The organism is Thermanaerothrix sp. (assembly GCF_056331585.1).
Genome location: NZ_JBWGPQ010000035.1, coordinates 1 through 20,610 on the forward strand (window position 1 = coordinate 1; position 20,610 = coordinate 20,610).

Below are 20,610 nucleotides of genomic sequence, written 5' to 3' on the forward strand. Positions count from 1 at the left end.
ATTGCCCTCCGGGATTAAACAGCAAATAATCCAGAACCATGGCATTTGTAATCTGCTCTACCGGTGCCAGGTCATCGGTAAAAACAGGACCAGGCGGCGGAGTGGGTTGCAAATTGGCCAGCGCCAGTGCCATGGTCTCCAAAAGTAGTTGAGGCGTTTTTGGATCCTGCCGGAGCGAGTCATAATTGAGGCGAAGGTTTTCCGCGCTGGTGGGTTGGCGAGTGGCAAAGAGGAGACTGTTGAACGTTCCGGGGAGATCTACCACATAAACGGAAGGAAAGACACGCCGCATAGTGCTGCTCAGGCGCTCCAACAAACGGCGGTCCTGAGGGCCGCGCCCAACATTGAGCACGACGACACCGTCAGGGGTGAGGTGATCATAGACGATTTGAAAGAATTCCACGGTAGTCATATGCCAGGGAATATAGGGTGGGCGATAGGCGTCTAAACTGATGATCTGATAGCGCTTGGGACTGGTTGCCAATCCCCAGCGGCCATCTTGGATAATGACGTTCAAGTTGGGTTCGGTCATTCCAAAGTATTTACGTGCGACCTCGATAATGCGCGGATCTATTTCATAGCCGTCTATATGTGCTTGGGGGTAGACCTCGGTGGCTTGAAGTGCGGTTGTGCCCGCTGCCAAACCCACAATGGCGATATCTGTCACCGCGCTAGTTGTCATCGGGGGCGGGTTAAAGAAGGGAGCAATTAAGACCTGCTCCCAGGGGCCGCCGAAGAAGCGCTGTGTAGGATGATAGACAGAATGAATACCCTGACCTTCGTTTAATCGCAGAAAACGATACTCTCCCACCTGTAAAACCTGGATGTAGTTGTAGGCTGACTCGGTTTCATAAATTAACCCTCGAGTGGCTTTATCGCTGCCTTTGAGGCCGATCAGAAAGACTAGAAGCGGGACGACAGGCGTCCAGGCATAACGTAACACCTTCCGCCATCCACTGCTGATTCCCAATCCGATGAGCGCGGTAATGAGCAAAATAGCACTGCAGACTAAAAAGGTACGGTAAGTGCCCAGAGTTGGTATCCACCATAAAGGTGGGAGAAAAGTGCCTAAAAAGGAGCCAAGGGTGGAGATGGCATAAATGCGTCCGGAAATGCTTCCTGCCTGGCGGGAGCCCTGAAGTGCCAGGCGGATGGCAAAAGGGGAGGCGGTGCCCAGGAGAGTCACCGGGAGGCTGAAGAGAACCATAACTCCGGCAAACGAACCAAACAGAACCCCCAACTCTAACGCGTCAAAGGCATCCGCCGCCAGTCTGAGCACTGGGCGGGAAATGACCGGAATGAGGGCGATGATCAAGCCACTCCAAATCAGAATCTGGTAAAAAGTGGAGAATTGGGGGGAACGATCTGCCCAGATTCCGCCGAGAAAATAGCCCGCAGTGAGGTAAATCAAAATCAAGCCGATAATGCTTGCCCAGACCAGATTGCTAGTACCGAAATAATTGCCCAGCAGGCGAGAGGCGGTCATTTCCAAAGCCAAGGTCGTAAGGCCAGCGAAGAAAACGGTTACGTAGAGCAACCTGCGCATGATGATGATTATACTCTTAAGCCTGGTCTCAAAGGGTGATCGGAGGGTTTAAGGATAAAATTAGATCAACCAAGACTTAGGAATAGGATGAGGTAAGCATGAATGCAGTGCGGGTAGTTCGGGTGGCAGAAATGCGGGCTATTGAGCAAGAGGCAGACGCACGAGGGATCACCTACGCCCTGATGATGCAGCGCGCCGGTGAAGGGGTGGCGAGGATTGTCCAGCAGCGCTATCATGATGTAACCCCAAAGGTGGTAGTTGGATTGGTGGGCTCAGGGAACAATGGGGGAGATACCCTGGTGGCGCTCACCCATCTGGCGCGCTGGGGATGGCAAGCAAGAGCCTATTTGGTTCGTCCCCGCCCACAAGAAGATTCATTGCTTAGAGAATTGGTGGCCGCAGGGGGAGAGGTTATAAACCTGGGCGACGACCCTGCTCAGGATGGGCTTCATTCTTGGCTGATCGAAGCTCGGGTTTTGTTAGATGGCATTTTCGGCACCGGGGTAAAACTGCCCCTGCGCGGAGAGGTGGGGAAGTTTTTGAGTGAGGTGGCCCATTTCCATCCCCTGCCACACGTCGTCGCTGTAGATTGTCCTTCCGGGGTGGATTGTGATACCGGTGAGGTCGCCGAAGGTACAATCCCAGCAGAACTCACGATTTGCATGGAGGCAGTCAAGATTGGGTTACTGCGCTTTCCGGCTTTTGATTATGTGGGGGATTTGGAGGTCGTTTCACTTGGGCTTCCCTCTGACCTAAAGGCATACGAAGGATTGAACTTATACATGGCAGAAGCCAATTACTGCCGTAACTATTTGCCGCCCCGCCCGCGTCAGGCTCACAAAGGTACTTTTGGCACCGCCTTGATTATCGCTGGCTCAGTAAACTACACCGGCGCGGTGTGGTTGGCGGCTAAGGCGGCGTATCGGATCGGGACAGGTTTGGTGCGAGTAGCTCTACCTGGTAGCCTGCATGCTGCTTTGGCCGGGCATTTACCTGAGGCTACATGGGTACTCTTGCCCAGTGAGTTGGGGGTTATTGATCGTGATGCTGCAAGTGTGGTGCTGGAGTCATTGGAGCGAGTGACTGCGATTCTGATTGGGCCCGGGTTGGGAATAGAGGAAACGACCGCGGAATTTGTAGCCCGCCTGCTGGGTAAGAGCGAGGAATCTTTGAAGCGTCATCCCTTGGGATTTGTCGTCAGGGAAGAGAGTGTCAATCCCGAGCGACCGTCACTGCCACCCTGTGTCGTGGATGCAGATGGTTTACGGCATCTGGCGCGTATTCCTGAGTGGTGGCACGTTCTGCCGGCTCAAAGCGTGTTAACCCCGCACCCTGGAGAGATGAGCGTTTTAACCAAACTCCCGGTGGCTGAGATTCAAGCCAATCGGTTAGAGGTTGCCCAACGCTTTGCAGTTGAGTGGGGGCATGTTGTCGTGCTAAAGGGGGCACTGACTGTGGTGGCGGCACCTGATGGACGTGTCTTTATTATTCCCGTGGCTAGCGCAGCCTTGGCTCGCGCCGGTAGCGGGGATGTCCTGGCCGGGTTGGTCGTGGGATTATTGGCTCAGCGGGTGGCGCCGCTGGAGTCAGCCGTGCTTGCTGCCTGGATTCACGCCCAGGCCGGCCTATTAGCGGCCCAAACGCTTGGTCATGAAGCCTGTGTTTTGGCAGGCGATATTCTCGAGCAGGTACCAGAGGTGCTCAGAAGGCTATAGGGCCAAGCCTGAGCACCTCCTCTGTCTTGTAAATAAAAAGGAATTACGCGCTTTCGCCTTCAGACCCAGCGGTTTGGGATTCGGCTGTACTGCCTAGATGTGCTTTCTGTTCTTCCAGGATCTTTTGTCCCCGTTGTTGAATTTCGCGCGCTGTTTCTTTGGCTTTGGCCAGAAGGGCTTCAGCACGGCGGATAGCCTCTTGGGCTGCAGCTTCAGCCTGGCTGTAGGCTTCTCCCATGGTTTCGGACGTTTTATCGCGCAATTCAATGGCTTTTTCTTTGATCTGAGTGCGGGTTTCTTCACCCGATTGAGGAGCTAACAACAAAGCGGCGATTGCCCCACTCAACCCACCGATGACAAAGCCGATTAAGAATGCCCCAAATTCACTGCGATCTGACATGGTTTACCTCCTTTGGTAAAAAACTAGAACCTCATCTTAGCGCCCAAATCGTAACAGGTCAAGGATTTTCTTCAAGCCCGCAAGATACTCGTTGAGTTTTATCACGGGTTCGACCAGATTGTTGGATAAGAACACCGTTGTTCCACGCAAATTATTGATGGTCTCTTGGGTAGCCTCCAGGATGGGTTTGACTTCATTCTGAAGCAGGTTGATCAAAATAGCCAGTTGGACGATCAGAATAATGAGTGCTATTCCCAAAAGAAGCGATTCAAGCGCGAGGACGATAATGAAAATATCACGTACACGGGCGGTTGTTTCAGCGGGGGCAATTGCAAGCAGCGTAATGCCTGCAATAACCAGAATGAGAAGAATAATGATTCCAATGATGATGCCTGTAAATCGTTTACTCTCGGGGGGGTGCGAAGTCGGTTTCTCAGAAGGAGAGAGAGGAAGTTGCTGAGTCATACCTCCATTATAGCATACGCCGCTCGTTCAATCTGGATTTATGATGAAATAGATTTTTATTTTGAAAGGGGCGATGGGTATGATGGCTGCTGCACAGGGCAACCGCATCACACTAGTTGAAGTCCTCTGAGCTAACCATCTTACTTCAGTAACATTTTATGTGAACCAACGCGTGAATTTGACAGGTGTGAGCAGCCTGGGTATACTTGGAGCACAGGGCAAGTTAGCCCTGAGGTTATTATTTTGGGGAGGTAGTTAGTTGAGAAAGGCCTTGATTACCGGCATTACCGGCCAGGATGGCTCTTACCTCGCGGAGTTTTTGCTTTCTAAGGGCTATGAAGTTCATGGCTTGATCCGCCGTGCTAGCACATTCAATACCCGACGGATTGATCATATTTACCGCGACCCGCATCCTAATGGAGGGGAGTTGCCCTTTTATCTCCATTATGGGGACATTTCGGTCCCGGAAAGCCTTATGGATCTCATTTATAACATTCAACCGGATGAGATATACCACCTGGCGGCGCAATCTCATGTGCGGGTGAGTTTTGACATGCCTGAATACACCGGCAATATTACCGGTTTGGGCACGACTCGGGTCTTGGAAGCCATCCGTAAAAGCGGGTGCAAGGCTCGCTTTTATCAGGCTTCATCCAGTGAGATGTTTGGTGGTGCCAAACCACCCCAAAACGAGCAAACTCCCTTTGAACCGCGCAGCCCTTATGCGGCGGCCAAGGTTTATGCCTATTGGGTTACCCGAAATTATCGCGAAGGTTATGGACTTTTTGCTTGTAACGGTATTTTGTTCAACCACGAATCACCGCGCCGGGGAGAAACGTTTGTCACGCGTAAGATCACCCGCGCCGTAGCGGCGATCATGGCGGGTAAACAACGCTATCTTTATTTGGGCAATCTGGATGCCAAACGTGACTGGGGATACGCTCCTGAGTACGTGGAAGCCATGTGGCTAATGCTTCAGCAAGATCGGCCGGATGACTACGTTATTGGCACGGGAGAAGCACATTCGGTGCGTGAATTTCTGGATGAAGCCTTTGGTTATGTGGGTTTGGACTGGCATGATTACGTACGTATTGATCCGCGCTACTTCCGCCCCACCGAAGTGGATTTCTTACTGGCGGATGCCAGCAAGGCGCGACGCGAGTTAGGGTGGGAACCTAAGGTGCGGTTTCATGAGTTGGTGCGGATTATGGTGGATGCTGACTTGGAATTAATGGGGTTAACTGCGCCTGGTGAAGGAAAGCGTATTCTGGCTGAGCGTTTCTCCTCCGGCTGGCATCGCTGGGAGCACCAGGTGGTTAGCATGGAACGCTTACCATAAAGCGATGTGAGGGGGGATTTATGCCCACCGTTCTTTTTGTGTGTACGGCCAATCGGGTGCGCTCCCCGATGGCGATGGAGTTGTTTCGGGCGTTGCTGAAACAACGGCGTAAAGATTGGCGCGAATGGCGGGTGGAATCGGCAGGTACGTGGGCGATGCCGGGTCAACCTGTGGTGAGTGAGGTGCAAACGGTGATGGCCCGCTTCGGTTTGGATGTATCCTCGCATCGCTCACGCGAGGTTAATGGGGATATTCTGGAGCAGGCTGATTTGATTTTAGTGATGGAGAAAAATCAACGCGAGGCGTTGAGGGTTGAGTATCCTGAACTTGCCGCGCGAGTCTATTTACTGACCGAGATGATAGGGCAAACTTACGACGTGCCAGATCCTATCGGGGGGAGTTTAGCCGACTTTGAACAAGCGTCGGCATTGATCCGGCGCTTGTTAGAAGAAGGATGGGATCGGATTGTGGCTTTAGGCCTGCAACTGGCCCAGAAACGCAAACGTTGATCCGAGTGCACGTTTGAATTCCCTTGAAAAATGGGGGTTGGATGAAGTAGAACAAATGTGCTATAATAAAAGTACCCCAAAAAGTGAGGTGCTGCGATGAGCCGAGCCACATTTGCCATTGTACCTGGATTTCTGCTGGGATGTTTGTTCCTGATTCTATTCACGCGCTGGATTGCCAGCCCCAATCTAACGGTTCAGGCGGCGGGGGAGATTTCGATGACCCCAACGCCCACACCTGTAGGGGCTGCGGAGGTTTCTGCAGGTCATGATGAGATTGTGGCCAATGGTGAGTGTTCGATAAGTCCCCGCTATCCCGATAAAGTACGCCGCTGGTGTGCTCTTATCGAGCAATATGCCGCAGAAAATGGGCTTGATCCCAATCTTATCGCTGCCGTTATTTTGCAAGAGAGCGGTGGTAATCCTGAGGCATACTCCAAGAGCGGGGCGGTGGGTTTGATGCAGATCATGCCACGGGATGGTTTGGCGGCAAATTTCATGTGTAAAAACGGCCCTTGTTTTGCTTCGCGTCCTAGCATGGACGAATTGTTTGATCCCGAGTTAAATATCGCTTATGGCACGCGAATGCTAGCAGGATTAATTAACCGCACTGGAGATGTACGCGAGGCGTTGCGCGCTTATGGCCCGATCGACGTGGGATATTATTATGCCGATATCGTTCTGAAAATTTACGAGACTTATCGGTAAGGGAACATGGCCTTTGAATTACAGCTAGAGGTGATAAAAACGTTGACATTCCTATCACCTCTGGCTATAATTTTACACGCAATGCGGGTGTGGCCAAGTGGTAAGGCAGTAGCTTCCCAAGCTACGATTCGCGGGTTCGAATCCCGTCACCCGCTCTGAAACCAAACCTGATTGTAAGATACCGCCAGAATTTGAGGCAGTTTCTTCATTGCAGGAATTTTTTGGGGGACACAGGATCATCTTTCTCACCGTATAATTGAAACATGGCCGAAGAAGAACAGGTGACCTTAAGCGAGCGCGAACGCGAAATTTTGCGTCTGGTTGCTACCGGCGCATCCAACAAAGAAATTGCGCAAAAGTTATTTATCAGCCCCAATACGGTTAAAGTGCATCTGCGCAATATCTTTAGCAAGATTGGCGTGGTCTCGCGCACTGAAGCCACACTTTACGCCTTGAAGCATGGCATAGTAGAGTCGCCCATCCCTGCTTCCACCTATGAAACTCCCCTTGAGCAAAACAACCAACCTTTTTCTGCTGTATCTCAATCACCGGTGAGAAGTTGGTGGCTTTCCTGGCGTGGTATTGTTCTGTTGATAGGGGCCATTTTCGGGATCACGTTGCTTGTGCGCGTTCTAATCCTGCCACCTCTAATGCCTGCCGACACCCCAGAACTTCAAATTGAGCACCGATTTAAGGCCTTAGCGTCTTTGCCCATTGGGCGCAGCGGAATGGCAGGAGCACGTTATGAGAATTGGTTGTTGGTGGTGGGAGGACGAACTTCCCACGGGATAGATGGGGCAGTGTGGGCCTATGGTCTTGATCAGGATACCTGGGAGGGCCATCATCCTAAACCCACACCGGTAGAAAAAATAGGTGGAGCGATTTTAGGAGAACGCTTTTATATTCCCGGGGGATGCTTTGCAGATGGTCGGGCCAGTGATGTGCTAGAAGTTTATGATCTACGCCGTGATGTGTGGGAAATTGGGCCTGTTTTACCCTATCCCATATGCACTTATGCGATAACGGCTTTTGAGGGGCGGCTGTTCCTTTTTGGAGGATGGGACGGGAAAGCGTTCATCTCGTCCATCTTGGTGTATGATCCCGCTCTTGAGCAGTGGAAAGAAGTCGGTAAGATACCTTTAGCGTATGACCGTCTTTATTCAGCCGTGGTTAATAACAAAATTTACCTGATAGGGTATGGAGGTGAAACGCAAACGATGCCTCAACTTTGGGCTTATTATCCCAATCGAGAACCCGAACAGGATGAAGTGTGGGAAAAACGAAAGAGTTTGCCCGCTTCTTTGAAGCCGATTGCAATGACCGCTTTAGCCGGTAATCTTTACCTAGTGGGCGAGTCGCTAAATCCATCCGAAAAGAAGCAGCAAACGTTGTGGGCGTACCTGGAGGCAAGCGACGAGTGGCAACAGATCGCTATTCTCCCTACATTAATGGGTGAAGAAGGCTTGCTTCTTTCCACAGATACACGCTTGCATTTTATCGGTGGGCGCTGGGAAGAGAAAGAACAGGAAACCCATCTTGCCTATCAGGCTCTTTACACGATCAATCTTCCGGTTATCAACCGCTAAGCAGGGTATTGGGAAATGAAAAAGACCTCGGGAAATGCCGAGGCCTAATGATTAACGGGGTACAGGGTAAGGACAAGTATTAATTCTGTCCCGCGATCCAGGGGTCTGTTGCCCGTTCCCAGGGATAAATCTCTTCAGGTCTGAACCAGAGGGCAATTTCCTGGGCCGCAGTTTCAGGTGAATCGGAGGCATGCGTAAGATTGCGCCCCACCTCAAGCGCAAAATCATGACGAATAGTACCGGGGGCAGCTTCAGTAGGGCGGGTGGCACCCATGGTTTGGCGCACCGCTGCCACAGCATTGGGGCCTTCCCATACCATTGCCATGAGGGGCGAGGAGGTGATGTAGCTCACCAAACCCTCGTAGAAGGGTTTTCCTTTGTGAACCGCGTAGTGGGCTTCAGCCAACTCTTGGCTTACCTGTAAAAACTTGGCGGCGATGAGCTTCAGGCCGCGGCGCTCCAATCGGAGGATGACTTCACCGATGAGTCCGCGTTGTACGGCGTCCGGTTTGATTAAGACGAGTGTTCGTTCCACAATGATCCTCCATGTCGTGATGGCTTTAACGAAGCAACTCTTCGGCTTTGGTGTAAGCATCTAGGGCTTCTTGCAGGCGGTTACTGCGTACATAAGCATCGCCTAGGGCCTGCCACAGCCCAACATCAATGGGATAGCGGTAGAGTGCTTCGTGCAAGTCATGAATGACATCTTCGAGGTGTTGAGCCTCTTGGATAAGACGATTATAGAATTGAAGTGCCCGTTCCAAGTTACCGGCTTGTAGCGCGTTTTGCGCCTCGTGTAACCATAGTAAAGTCGTTTCCACCGACGCTTCGGAAACAGCCTCAACGATAGGTTGGGATTCCTCGGACGACGACAAGGCATGTTCGGGAATCCAAGCGCTCTCTTCTTCCCCCAAAGCCTGGGGCATTGGCTCGGTGGGTTCTTGTAACCATGCGGGGATATTTTCCTCTTCAATCGGCGGTAACGGTGTTGATTCGATACCGCCACCAACGCGTACTGGCTGTGTGTCCTCTATGGTCTCCAATGGCTCGGATGGGGGAATCTCTGAGGCATGGATGAGCGTTTCAGTTTCCTCGAGAGGAGTGAGAGGGGGTTCCAGGACCTCTTGCAACCATTCGGGGATGGCTTCTTGAGTTGTTGGTGTGGCCTCACTCAGGCCAGGAACCTCCCCGGCAGTGGATTCCTCAAAGGAAATGGCGGTTTCCTCAGAGGCAATGGGCGCTTCCTCAGGCGTTTCTATGAGTTCTTCGCCTAGTTCGCGTTGAGCGCTCACCCAGTCCGGGAGGTGTGAAAACCGCTGTTCGGGTGGGGTGAGTAGGGTTTCCTCATCTGCACCTTGGCGTGCGGCAAGCCCTTCGAGCCAGGCAAAGGTGGCTTCCGAATCCAGGGGAATCTCTACCTCGGTAGGTGAGCCGCTCGTTACGGAGAGCTCAGTTTCAATGCTAGGAATGGCTGGTTCTGCCCCCTCAGTGGTTGTAGTCTCTTCTAACCCTGATAGTGCTTCAGGCAGATAGGTCGGCGGCGTGGGTTCACTCTCTGTTTCTTTGGCTTGGATCACCCAGGTGGGTGGTTGATCAAGACGTTCAGAGGCTGGTGTGATGAGCGTGGCCTCATCTGCTCCCTGGCGGGCGGCCAGACTTTCCAACCATGCCAGAGCAGCTTCAATGTCTTCGCTACTTGGGGGCACCGCTTCCAGATGTTGGAGGTCGGGAGCAATCTTATCTGCACTAGGTGATGTGGCTGTCATCGCGGAGGGAGCGACTTCATCTACAGTCAGAGGGGTCTCTGCCGCCATTTCTTCCATGGTTGGTGATTCTTCATGGGCTGGCGGACTCGGTGTAGATTCTACTGCCCATTCCGGATGCGGCCATTCTGTCGGAGATTCGGTGGTTTCTTCAAGTGTGACAGACTCGGGGGAAGTCAGATCGGCCAACCAAGCCGGAGGTTCTTCTTCGGAGAGGGGTGTCGTCAAAGAGGCTTCAAATTCTGCGCTTGCTTCAGGGGGGCTAACTTCCTCACTATTAGGTTGGGTTTGGGTAACGCCGCTCTGAAGCAGGTTCTCAAACCAGGCTTCGGTCTGTTCGGGGCTTTCTTCGGTCTCGATCTTGAAGTCAGACGGAACAATGTCTTGAAGCCATTCTGGAATTTCAGCTGGTTCAACGAGGGATTCGGGTGCTTCGTCTAGAAACGGTGCCGATTCCTGGGGTTCTTCTTCTGCAAGGCCTGAGGCGCGCATCTCCCAGCCCGCTTCGCGCATCCAGTCGGGAATAAGAGATTCGGGTTCAGCGGGTGTCGTTTGTTCAGTTGCCTCTGCCAAGATACTTTCTGGCGACGCGGTTTCGGAGGGAGCAACCTCAGTGGCAGTCGGCTGTTTCTGTAGTGCGGAATACCAATCCGGCAAGGCTTCTTCCTCTTCGGCCAGCCAGGTTACCCCAACGGTGCGGGTCCATTCGGGCTGGGCAGGAGTTGCCAACTCGGGCTGCCATTCGAGATAGTCGAGCATAACGGCATTGTCGGGAACCTCGAGCGGCGAGAGCATCCCTGGTGTCATATGCGCCAGGTAAGGATCCATTGCAATCACCCGTTGGCGGTAAATGGTGGCATCTTGAGCGCGAGAGGTGGTGGGGAGGATTTCGGCTAAGATGCGATTAGCTTCGAAACAATACGGTAACTTGCCCACCAGGCGTGTGCAAACCTCGGTTGCGGCAACTTTCTGACCAGAGAGGTAATATACACGCGCGAGAATAACCTCTAAGTCAACACGATTGGGATCTTCAGCCAGGGCAGCCCTTGCTTCGGCAATGGCCTGAGGGTAAAGTTCGCCACGGGCATACATACGAATCAGCGCGCCGCGTGTAAGGCGAATGCGGGGGGGGGCAACACCATCGCGACGACCATAAAGGCGACGCAATTCATCCTGGATGGCGGTGTTAGAGGGTTGGGTTTCAAAAGCACGCTCCATATGCCAGATGGCCGCGTCCAGGTTGCCTTCATCCTCGCGGATAATACTCATGCCGATTTGGGAGATGAAGTCATCGGGTACTGAGGAGAGCACGCGATGGAAAATATCTGCTGCTTCAGTATAGTGTTGAGCCTCCAAATAGGCTTTTCCCAGAAGGCGATAGGTATCAATGTGTTTGGGAAAGAATTTCAGAATGTGGCGGCAGTGAGCAATGGCTGCATCGGTTTGCCCGTTTTCGATGAGGTTTTCAATTTCTCGGTTATAAGCACGTAATGAGATTTTGGGCATGAGCCACCTCCCTTTTTTAGTATGCCCTAACTCCGCCAATCAAGCAAGAGGGGGTGTTCCAAAAAAGACATCCGTGCAAAGCTAATTTCACGTTCAGCCTGCACGGATGTGGAATGGGCAATCGGAGATGGTTATTCACCAAGGTAGTCCCTAAGTTTGCGACGAATGCTGGGGTGCCGTAAGCGGCTGAGGGCTTGGGCCTCGATTTGCCGCACCCGTTCGCGCGTGACACCCATTTTACGGCCAACCTCTTCCAGCGTGTAGGCCTGACCATCAAGCAGGCCATAGCGTAGTTGCAAGATGCGCACCTCGCGCGGTGGCAAGGTGTTGAGCACCTCTTCCAGGTGCTCGCGCAGCAGATTGTAGGTGGCTGTGTCATCAGGAGGTGGCGCTTCTTCGTCCTCGATGAAGTCTCCCAGCACCGAATCTTCCTCATCGTCGGTGGGCGTTTCCAGCGAGAGCGGTCGGCGAGCTACTTGGATCATGTTCTCCACCTTCTTCGGTGGCACATCCAATTCTTCGGCCAGTTCTTCAACGGTTGGCTCACGCCCCAGACGTTGTGTTAACTGGTGCTGGACGCGTAGCAGTTTATTGATTTGGTCGCCCATGTGCACCGGCACGCGGATGGTGCGCCCCTGGTCGGCGATGGCACGCGTGACGGCCTGGCGAATCCACCAAGTGGCATACGTGCTGAACTTGTGTCCACGGCGGTAGTCGAACTTCTTGGTGGCGCGAATCAGACCGATATTCCCTTCCTGGATGAGGTCAAGGAAGGGGACGCCTCGCCCCATGTATTTCTTGGCCACGCTGATGACCAGGCGCGAGTTGGCCGTGATCAGGTGTTCACGCGCGGCCCAACCGTCTTCGATCAACTTGCGCAGTTCCAGCCGGCGCTTGGGGCTTACATTGCCGCGCGCCAGTTCCTCGCGCGCCATGCGGCCGCGTTCGATGCGCTGGGCTAACTCCACCTCTTCCTCGGCGGTGAGCAGAGGCACACGGCTCACCTCTTTGAGGTACAGACCGATGGTGTCATCGGTGTCAATGTCGCGCAGGTCATCGAGGTTGAGGTCATGCTCAATGGCCTCGAGTTCGGGCTCTTCCTCGAGCAGTTCCTCTTCCTCTTCTTCCTCGAGTTCGCCGCTAAGAGGTTCATCCTCAAGGTAAGGAATACCTGCGCTCATCAGCGCCGAAAAGGCTTCTTCCAATTGATCAACGTCCTGCTCTGCCTCAGGGAAAAAGTGCAGGATGTCGTCAATTGTGACGTAGCCCTTTTGGCGCCCCAGTTCAATCAGTCGTGCAATTGCAGGATATTCTTCGTCTTCGTCCACAACATTAAGCAACGGGTTTTCCATAGGCCTTCTATTATCCTCGTTAACCGAGAGTAGTTTTCAAAGCGTTTATTCGTCTCGTTTATCAGCATACACTTTTTTTTATGAAAATTCAATACGTGTATGCGTTAAGTTTATAAGGTAAGAATTTGTCTTATCCCCATGGTAAGACACGAAAATAGACAGCGGTTAAGTTCATTCTTCCCGCTGCCTACATGGGGTGATAAAAATATACATCAATTTGAGCCGGATTTCAATAGGTTGACGAAATTCTAATCAAATTCTAATCTTACCTGATTGGGTCATATTTCACGTGTGCTGATCTTTGGACATAAGTTAGGGCACACAAATGAAAAGGAGCCTCAAAACGGATAAATTTGGTGTGCAACAACCCCTATCCGTAGGAGGCTCCTCATGCACAAGTATATTAATCTTCGTCCATTTATGCCACATCTCTTCGATGACTCCTTCACCGCCGAAATTGGGCAGGCTATTCTGGCGGCACGCTCCCTGCGCTTGAGCGAGATTGCCGCTCACCTGCATGGCCGCAACGAAGCGGCTTACAAACGTGTCCAGAGACGAGCACATTCCGGGGGACCCTCAGCGCAAAAAGGGCACGAAATGGAGACGTTATTCAGGGTTGTTCATCTTGCTCAGCAGAAGGGGTCTATTTCGCCTCGCGAGTGGTAGCGGATCCGTAGCCATGTTTGACAGCCTTCACTTCGCTGGTTCTTTGTTCTGTCCCAACTCATGTCTGAACGTCAGCCATTCCCCACCTCGCTAAAGTGGGGGTATCCCCTGGTGCGATTCCTATGGGGTAAAGTAACCGGTTTGGGAACATCTGCAGAGAATTGGTAGTGGACACACGCGACTGCATGATCGGTCTCTACCTCGATCAGGGGAGGGCGATAGACGGCGCACAGTTTCTCGGCAACCGGGCAACGTTCAAAATAAGGACATCCATTTCGAAATTCCTCAATTTTGCGTTCTAAGAGAGAGACTCCTTTCTCCCATTTGCGATCCAGGCGTGGGACTGATTCCATGAGCATGCGCGTGTAAGGATGTAAAGGGGTATGGAAGATCCTCTCAACGGCGCCTTGTTCGACCACATAGCCCTTATAAAGAATCACAGCCCCCTCACTGATATAGTAAGCCAGTGAGAGATCATGGGTGATAAACAAGATGGAAAGCCCGCGCGATTTGAGATCGGCCAGCAAATTGAGCACGTCAATGCGGGTTGAGGCATCGAGCATACTAATGATCTCGTCGGCGACCAAAAACTGAATATCAAGTAGCAAGGCGCGGGCGATAAGGAAGCGTTGTAACTGCCCACCACTGAGTTGGTGCGGATATTTATTCAGGACGTGGGCGGGGTTCAGCCCCACCGAGGAAAGGGCGTGTTCGACCCGCTTCTGCCATTCCGTCCCCGGCACTTCTGGGAAAAATTCATCGTGAAGGACCTTAAAGATTCGATCAGCTTTGAAGATGGGATTGTAGGAACTGAACGGGTCTTGAAAGACCCCTTGCACCTGTCGGTAGTAGTCTTTCAATGCCTCACCCTCAAGGGTTGAAATGTCTGTCCCGTTAAAAGTGATCTTGCCGTCAGTCACATTAAGTAGGCGCAATACCATTTTGCCAATCGTGCTCTTGCCGCTCCCGCTTTCGCCGATAAGCGAGACTACCTCGCCTTTCTGAACCTCAAAACTTACGTTATTAACGGCATAAAGGGCTTTACCTCCGAAAGCGCCAACGCGGTAAACCTTGGAGACGTTATCCAGCTTAAGCATGGGGCTCAATCTCCTTCCAACAAGCCACAAAGTGATTTTTCTCTACTTCAATAAATGGCGGCTCTTCCAGACAACGCTCAAAAGCCAGAGGACAGCGATCACGAAAGCGACACCCTGAAGGTGGGTTCAAGAGCAAAGGTGGGTTACCCGGTATACCCTGCAACCGTTTTTCAGCGTGGCGTACCCCCACCTCAGGTAAGGACGAGATGAGCAATCGCGTATAGGGATGACGCGGAGATTCGATGATGGATTTCGTGGGAGCTTTTTCAGCCAGAACTCCTGCATACATAATGAGAATGGTATCGGCAATTTGGTACAGTACCGAGATGTCGTGTGTGATCACGATCAGGTTGTTGACAAACTGGCGGTCGCGGAATTCCACCAGCATCTCGGCCACGGCTTTTTGAGTTGCGACATCCAGGGCTGAAGTAATTTCATCTGCAATAAGAAGAGAAGGGTTGAGCAGTGAGGAGATCACCATGACCATACGCTGCTTCATACCCCCAGAAAGTTCGATGGGGTACATGTTGAGGACATCATGAGGTAAGGCGACGAGATCTAGCCGTCGCCTCAACTCCGGTAGAACTTCTTTGAAATCTACCCCTCGCGATTCAAGCAATTCCTGAGTCATTTTCCCAATCTTGCGGATGGGGTTCATTGCATTCATAGCATACTGGGGGATCAGAGAAACTCGACGGAATCGGTAAGCGTTCATCTTTTCGGAGTCCCAGATGGGTAACTCTTCCCCATCCAGTAGCACACGCCCAGTGATATATTTCATCGGCGGAAAGAGCACAATTAGACTGTGCCCCAAGGTTGTCTTACCGCATCCCGACTCGCCCGCTAAACCCATGATTTCGCCATCGTTGATCTGGAACGTTGCATGTTCTAGCGCATGAACGTCCCCGCGCAGGGTTTGGTAGTAAACTGTCAAATTTTCAACGGTTAAAGCCATGGTTTACATCTCACGTAATTTGGGATTAAAGATTTCGTCCAGTCCCACGTTCATACTGTAAAGGGCGCCGACGATAGCTGTGATCGCCAAGCCGGGAGGAACAAACCACCACCACATTCCCAGGGGCAAGGCACCCCACAGGACGGCATATTGCATCATCAATCCCAGGGAGATCGTGTTGGTTGGACCCAGGCCGATAAAGTCCAAGGTGGCAGCAGTGAGAATAGCCCCTCCAAATTGCAGGATGAAGACCAGCACCAAATAAGACATCATATTGGGCGCGATCTCATCGCGAATGATCTTAAGCGAAGTCATGCCGCTCAATCGGGCCAGATCTACAAAATCACGGGAGCGGAGGGAGAACGTTTGCGCACGAATGGCACGAGCTGCCCAAGGCCAAGCCGTTAACCCGATGAACAAACATTCCATGAGCAGACTACGTACTTGTAAATAGGCGGCAATAATCAGCAGAACGGCCAGGGTAGGAATTACAAGCACGATGTTGGTGAAGGCATTAAGGATCTCATCAAGGAGTCCACCACGATAACCGGCGGTGAAGCCGACAAGCATTCCCATCAGAGTGCCAAGACCACCCCCCAGCAGGCCGACGATAAATGTGGCCCGTAGGCCATGAACGAACTGCGAGAAGACATCTTGCCCAAAAAAGGTCGTGCCAAACCAGTATTTTGCAGAGGGGGGCTCGGCACCAAGTGGGCTGGCATAGTCCATGGGCTGGTATCGGGCAAAGGTTGGTCCGATCAATGCCAAGAGCAGGAATACCAGGATAATCATACTCCCGATGACCAGTTTTTTGTTGCGCAATGTGAAATAGAGGAGCTCGCTCCGCTTAATCATGCCGACTCTCCCACCATGCCCCTACGTGTTCGCGGGTCAACCACGAGATAGGCGATATCAATCATAAAATTAGCTATTAAGACGCCAAGAATAATGAAGAGAAAACAACCCTGAATCAGGAAGTAATCCTGATTTTGGATCGCGGCCAGGAGAAGATAACCGATTCCTGGATAGGAAAAAACCACTTCGGTGACCAAGGCGCCCGCCACAATAACCCCCAACTTAAGCGCTAAGCCAGTAATTTGGGGCAGGATGGCATTGTCGAACGCATATTGGCGGATCAGACGCTTGGGGGCTCCCAAGGCAGTCAAATAACGTGAGTATTCGGCCTCTAATTCATAAATGATCATATTACGCATACCGATAGCCCATCCCCCAAATTCGATTATAAAGAGAGAGGCAAACGGGAGGAACCAGTGATGAAGCAAATCAAGTAGAAAACCCCAAGACCAGGTTGGGCGTAAGGAGAAACTATAGGCTCCAGCAATGGGGAACCATCCCAGGACAATCCCAAAAAACCAGGCCAATAGAATGCCCAGCCACATATAGGGCGTGGCTGTCAAGATGTAACTAAGGGGAAGGATGAAATTATCCAGGCGCTTAGAGCGTGCCGCAATAGCCCCAAAATGATTGCCAGCATACCACCCCAGAAGGATGGATGGAACGAGAAGGAACACGTCATAAGGCACCGCACGCTTTAGAACATCAATGACCGGGGTGGGGAAAAGATACGTGCTAATGCCCAGGTTGCCCTGGAATAGCGCTTTCCAAAAGTTGAGGTATTGTTGCCACAAGGGGAGATCAAGCCCAAACAGGCGCGCATAATAGTCATACATCATCTGGATGGCTGAGGCATTGGAAGCCACTGAGACGCGCGCTAACATGTTGCGAATCGGGTCACCGGGCATGAAGCGCGGAATGAGCCAATCAATTGTCACCGCGAGAAAGAAAGTCAGAATATAAATCAGGATTTTACGTGTCAAATACCGTCGCATGACGGGCTCCTGGGGGCGTGAGGGTAAAAATATTTTAGCGGGTAAAAATGGTTTTGAGGTAAAAACATGAGGTTAGGATGCCGCTTCCCTAAGAAGAGGAAGCGGCATCCCTCGGGCTGTGTCGTTTAAGGTTGCGCCACCGGCTTCAGGTTGATCAGGGTCTGCAGACCACCCATCTGCCAGTAACCGGACCAGGTAGTGGGCAGCGAGACCGGATTCTTCTCGTTAGGCCAGTTGGTCCAGGTGGTCTCCGTCCACTGTGCCCATAGGCCGTTGTACCACAGCGGAATTACAGGCATCTCGGTAAGCATGAGTTCCTGGATTTTGCTGGTCGCGGCTTTCATTCCAGCTTCATCCGTGGTTGGCACGCGGGCTAGCGCATCTACCAGATCGAACATTTGCTGATTGACGTAGCGCCCAAAGTTGCCGGCTTGCATCTGCTCCTGGATTGGATGCCGGAAAAGCAAGTTGTAGAGCGTCCAAGGGGTGTTGCTCATCTGAGCCCAGTTGTTGAGGGTCATGTCAAAGGTGCCGCCTTGCAGGGCCGTGTTCCATGCACCGTAATCGGGGTAGGCAGCCTGAATATTGATTCCAGCGGCCTGTGCGCTGGAGGCGATAATGTCAATAGCGGCCATCCAGTCGGTCCACCCATTCGGGCAGGTTACCTGTAGTTCAATCTTGGAGCCATCCGGCGCTTCCACGAAACCGTCGCCATTGATGTCCTTGTATCCAGCATCGGCCAGCATCTGCTTGGCTTTAGCGGTGTCGAAGGTGTAACCCAAGCGAGCAATGACGTCCTGATCATCATATTTGCTCATCGTAGGTAGCAAACCGGATGGGCTGGCGGCCTTGACCAGATTGGCGTAAGCCACGTTAACGATGGATGGCACGTCGATTGCGAAGGCAAGGGCGCGGCGGAACTTCGGATCATCCATGGGTTTCTTGGTGGTGTTCAGGAAGAGCACGGCGGTGTTGGCCGAGAGCATATAGGGGGCTTTTTCATAGAAGGTCTTGACGTAGCCCTTCTCAGCCAGGGTGGCGATGCCGGGGAGGAAGTTGTTGCTCAGGTCCAGTTCGCCCTTAACGACCATGCCCAGGGCAACGTTGTTGCTCGACACGCGGATATCCACAATGTATTTAGGTGCCGGTTTGCCGAAGATGGGGATTCCCCACCAGTTCTCGTTACGCACCCAGACGTTGCGATCCTCGGCGTGGGTAAGGTACAGATAGGCGCCAGAACCAATTGGCTTTTCATTCGCACCGGTGGTAATTTCTTCTTCGGTGCGATTCTCCCACAGGTGTTTGGGGACGATAGGCAGGTTGAAGAGGTAATTCTCCCATTCCTGGTAGAGTGGGTCGTTGAAGGTCAACTTGAGCGTGGTGTCATTCACAATGGTGACATCGGTCAGGCCGGTATTGGTCCAAAGTGGGGAGAACCACAGGGCGGGATATTTCTTACCTAATTCCAATGTGAACTTGACATCTTCGGCGGTCAAGGGCTGACCATCACTCCACGTGAGGCCTTTGCGTAGGGTGACTTCATAGGTGGTGGGGTCGGTCCACTCGCCTTTTTCGGCCAGCCAGGGGATGAACTTATCCGTCAGAGGGTCGTAGTTGAACAGAAACTCATAGACGAACCCAATGGTCCCGGTGGCGTTGGCCAACATTCCTGGCTGGAAGGGGTTCCAGGTGGAGGGGGGCCCCCAGGCGGCGCCGCTGACGTAGATGGTTTCATTGCGCGGGTAGGTAGTTGGGGCGGCTTGGCCTGTGGGTGTTACCTCAACGACCTGGGTTTGAATGACGGTTTTCTCCACCTCCACGGTTTCAATGATCTTCTCGGGAGTGGGGGTGGCTGCTGGTCCACAAGCCGCCAGAAGCAGGCTGGCCAGGATCAGCACAGTGAAGACAGATAGGAAAAGCTTACGCATAGTTCCTTTCTCCTTTCTTCCAATTCACGAACATGTAGGGATCTGCATTGAGATGAAGTGTGGAAAATTTTATGGACTTCTCGTGATGAACATCTCCTCCCGGCTAATCACCTCCTCTAAAATTTTTTGAAGATATGCTGCTTGTTGAGAGCGCTCCCAGTTTGAGGCAAGAAATTTCATTATTTACCCCGGACTGCGGCGTTTGAGGGCGCCACATGAATCACGGACTACCAGTTCGGTATCCATAATGACTCGCCGTGGTGGTTGAGCGCCGTTTTCGATTAAGTCGAGCAAAATTTCAACGGCTTTAAATCCCAATGGTGCAATGGGCTGGCGTATGGTAGTAAGAGGGGGTGTGGCAGTCGCCGCAAAGGGTAAATCGTCAAAGCCAACCATGGCAACGTCCTCCGGGATGCGCAGGCCGGCTTCGCGAATGGCGCGCATTGCACCGATAGCCATAGCGTCTGAGGCGGCAAAGACGGCATCCGGTCGTGCCGGGAGCAGGCTTTGCATGGCATAATAGCCCCCTGTCTCGGTGAAATCCCCCTCGGCGATCAGGGAAAAATCTATTTTTCGCCCACGTTCTTGCAATGCTCGGGCATAACCCTCTTTGCGATCTATGCTAACAGTCGAGTTGTCAGGTCCGGCAATGGTCGCAATGCGCTGGTACCCTAGGCGAATGAGATGACTGACAGCATTGTAAGCGGCATTAACGTTGTCTACATCAATGTAACTGACGCCATTGGGGTTGAAGGGACGGCCGATCACCACTAGTGGAATGTTTGAGGCCAGCAAACGGTCCATCAATTGATCCCCAATTTGGCCGGATTGAAGCAAAATGCCATCCAACAGCCCGCGCCGCGAGATGCGCGGGTAAATTTTGGCCTCGTCCTCGGCGCTACTCACTAAGAAGAGGGCAAGGGTGTAATTGTAGTGATTACACGCCTGGGCAATCCCCTGGGTTAGGCGGGGAAAGTAGGGGTCACTAAAGAATGAACTAACACTCCGCGGTAGCACCAAGCCCAGCATGAAAGAGCGCTGAGAAGCCAACGTGCGCGCAGCCGCATTGGGATGATAGCCGGTTTGGCGAATAACGTCTAGGACGCGCCGCCGTACTTCCTCGCGTACATTAGGATGATCATTGAGGACGCGTGAGACGGTGGAACGTGAGACACCGGCTTGTCGGGCAATATCTTCCAGGGTCAGGTTGGACATGGTTGGCCTGCGG

General features: G+C 52.4%; 18 protein-coding genes and 1 tRNA gene. 7 read left to right on the plus strand and 12 right to left on the minus strand.

The window, feature by feature from the left end; genetic code table 11:
* On the minus strand, positions 1 to 1,546 hold a 1,546-nt coding region (locus tag AC01YT_RS11085; protein ID WP_476675436.1), incomplete at its 3' end, for a spermidine synthase.
* Between the two features lie 98 nt (positions 1,547 to 1,644).
* Here AC01YT_RS11085 and AC01YT_RS11090 point away from each other — a divergent pair.
* The gene (locus AC01YT_RS11090; RefSeq protein ID WP_476675438.1) at positions 1,645 to 3,261 is read left to right on the plus strand and encodes an NAD(P)H-hydrate dehydratase; all 1,617 of its coding nucleotides are present in this window, start codon (positions 1,645 to 1,647) and stop codon (positions 3,259 to 3,261) included.
* Positions 3,262 to 3,304: 43 nt separating this feature from the next.
* Here AC01YT_RS11090 and AC01YT_RS11095 read toward each other — a convergent pair whose 3' ends face one another.
* A complete protein-coding gene (locus AC01YT_RS11095) occupies positions 3,305 to 3,661 on the minus strand; it encodes a YtxH domain-containing protein (RefSeq protein ID WP_476675440.1) in 357 nt (118 codons plus the stop codon).
* Positions 3,662 to 3,697: 36 nt separating this feature from the next.
* Positions 3,698 to 4,126 (minus strand): hypothetical protein, encoded by a 429-nt coding sequence (locus AC01YT_RS11100; RefSeq protein ID WP_476675442.1) that lies wholly within the window; start codon positions 4,124 to 4,126, stop codon positions 3,698 to 3,700.
* Positions 4,127 to 4,385: 259 nt separating this feature from the next.
* Here AC01YT_RS11100 and gmd point away from each other — a divergent pair, with 259 nt between their 5' ends.
* From gmd to AC01YT_RS11125, 5 genes are all read left to right on the plus strand, one after another.
* Complete coding sequence (gene gmd / locus AC01YT_RS11105) at positions 4,386 to 5,465, plus strand: GDP-mannose 4,6-dehydratase (RefSeq protein WP_476675444.1); 1,080 nt, start codon at positions 4,386 to 4,388, stop codon at positions 5,463 to 5,465.
* Positions 5,466 to 5,485: 20 nt separating this feature from the next.
* Positions 5,486 to 5,974, plus strand: coding sequence for an arsenate reductase/protein-tyrosine-phosphatase family protein (locus AC01YT_RS11110; RefSeq protein WP_476675446.1), 489 nt, complete (start codon positions 5,486 to 5,488; stop codon positions 5,972 to 5,974).
* Positions 5,975 to 6,070: 96 nt separating this feature from the next.
* Entirely contained in the window at positions 6,071 to 6,679 is a 609-nt protein-coding gene (locus AC01YT_RS11115; RefSeq protein ID WP_476675448.1) for a transglycosylase SLT domain-containing protein, read from the plus strand.
* A gap of 83 nt (positions 6,680 to 6,762) precedes the next feature.
* Positions 6,763 to 6,834, plus strand: a tRNA-Gly gene (locus AC01YT_RS11120).
* Positions 6,835 to 6,942: 108 nt separating this feature from the next.
* On the plus strand, positions 6,943 to 8,265 hold the full coding sequence (locus AC01YT_RS11125) for a Kelch repeat-containing protein (RefSeq protein WP_476675450.1): 1,323 nt from the start codon (positions 6,943 to 6,945) through the stop codon (positions 8,263 to 8,265).
* Positions 8,266 to 8,344: 79 nt separating this feature from the next.
* Here AC01YT_RS11125 and ndk read toward each other — a convergent pair whose 3' ends face one another.
* The 3 genes from ndk to AC01YT_RS11140 all read right to left on the minus strand — a co-directional run bounded on the left by ndk (position 8,345) and on the right by AC01YT_RS11140 (position 12,886).
* Positions 8,345 to 8,800: a nucleoside-diphosphate kinase gene (gene ndk / locus AC01YT_RS11130; protein ID WP_476675452.1), complete on the minus strand. Its 456-nt coding sequence runs from the start codon at positions 8,798 to 8,800 to the stop codon at positions 8,345 to 8,347.
* 25 nt (positions 8,801 to 8,825) lie between these two features.
* Positions 8,826 to 11,534, minus strand: coding sequence for a tetratricopeptide repeat protein (locus tag AC01YT_RS11135; RefSeq protein WP_476675454.1), 2,709 nt, complete (start codon positions 11,532 to 11,534; stop codon positions 8,826 to 8,828).
* A 131-nt stretch (positions 11,535 to 11,665) separates the two neighbouring features.
* Positions 11,666 to 12,886: a sigma-70 family RNA polymerase sigma factor gene (locus tag AC01YT_RS11140; RefSeq protein ID WP_315624217.1), complete on the minus strand. Its 1,221-nt coding sequence runs from the start codon at positions 12,884 to 12,886 to the stop codon at positions 11,666 to 11,668.
* A 390-nt stretch (positions 12,887 to 13,276) separates the two neighbouring features.
* Between AC01YT_RS11140 and AC01YT_RS11145 the strand changes: the two genes are divergently transcribed.
* The gene (locus AC01YT_RS11145) at positions 13,277 to 13,552 is read left to right on the plus strand and encodes a hypothetical protein (RefSeq protein ID WP_476675456.1); all 276 of its coding nucleotides are present in this window, start codon (positions 13,277 to 13,279) and stop codon (positions 13,550 to 13,552) included.
* 71 nt (positions 13,553 to 13,623) lie between these two features.
* On the opposite strand, the gene AC01YT_RS11150 is transcribed toward AC01YT_RS11145, so the two are convergent.
* The 6 genes from AC01YT_RS11150 to AC01YT_RS11175 all read right to left on the minus strand — a co-directional run bounded on the left by AC01YT_RS11150 (position 13,624) and on the right by AC01YT_RS11175 (position 20,597).
* Positions 13,624 to 14,649, minus strand: coding sequence for an ABC transporter ATP-binding protein (locus AC01YT_RS11150; RefSeq protein WP_476675458.1), 1,026 nt, complete (start codon positions 14,647 to 14,649; stop codon positions 13,624 to 13,626).
* Positions 14,642 to 15,604 (minus strand): ABC transporter ATP-binding protein, encoded by a 963-nt coding sequence (locus AC01YT_RS11155; protein ID WP_476675460.1) that lies wholly within the window; start codon positions 15,602 to 15,604, stop codon positions 14,642 to 14,644. Before AC01YT_RS11155 ends, AC01YT_RS11150 begins: the two co-directional genes overlap by 8 nt.
* A 3-nt stretch (positions 15,605 to 15,607) precedes the next feature.
* Positions 15,608 to 16,459 (minus strand): ABC transporter permease, encoded by an 852-nt coding sequence (locus AC01YT_RS11160; protein WP_476675462.1) that lies wholly within the window; start codon positions 16,457 to 16,459, stop codon positions 15,608 to 15,610.
* Complete coding sequence (locus AC01YT_RS11165; protein WP_476675464.1) at positions 16,456 to 17,454, minus strand: ABC transporter permease; 999 nt, start codon at positions 17,452 to 17,454, stop codon at positions 16,456 to 16,458. The genes AC01YT_RS11160 and AC01YT_RS11165 overlap by 4 nt, the downstream gene beginning before the upstream one ends.
* 125 nt (positions 17,455 to 17,579) lie before the next feature.
* Positions 17,580 to 19,382, minus strand: a complete 1,803-nt coding sequence (locus AC01YT_RS11170) for an ABC transporter substrate-binding protein (protein ID WP_476675466.1) — start codon at positions 19,380 to 19,382, stop codon at positions 17,580 to 17,582.
* 183 nt (positions 19,383 to 19,565) lie between these two features.
* Positions 19,566 to 20,597, minus strand: a complete 1,032-nt coding sequence (locus AC01YT_RS11175; protein ID WP_476675468.1) for a LacI family DNA-binding transcriptional regulator — start codon at positions 20,595 to 20,597, stop codon at positions 19,566 to 19,568.
* Positions 20,598 to 20,610: the final 13 nt, after the last annotated feature.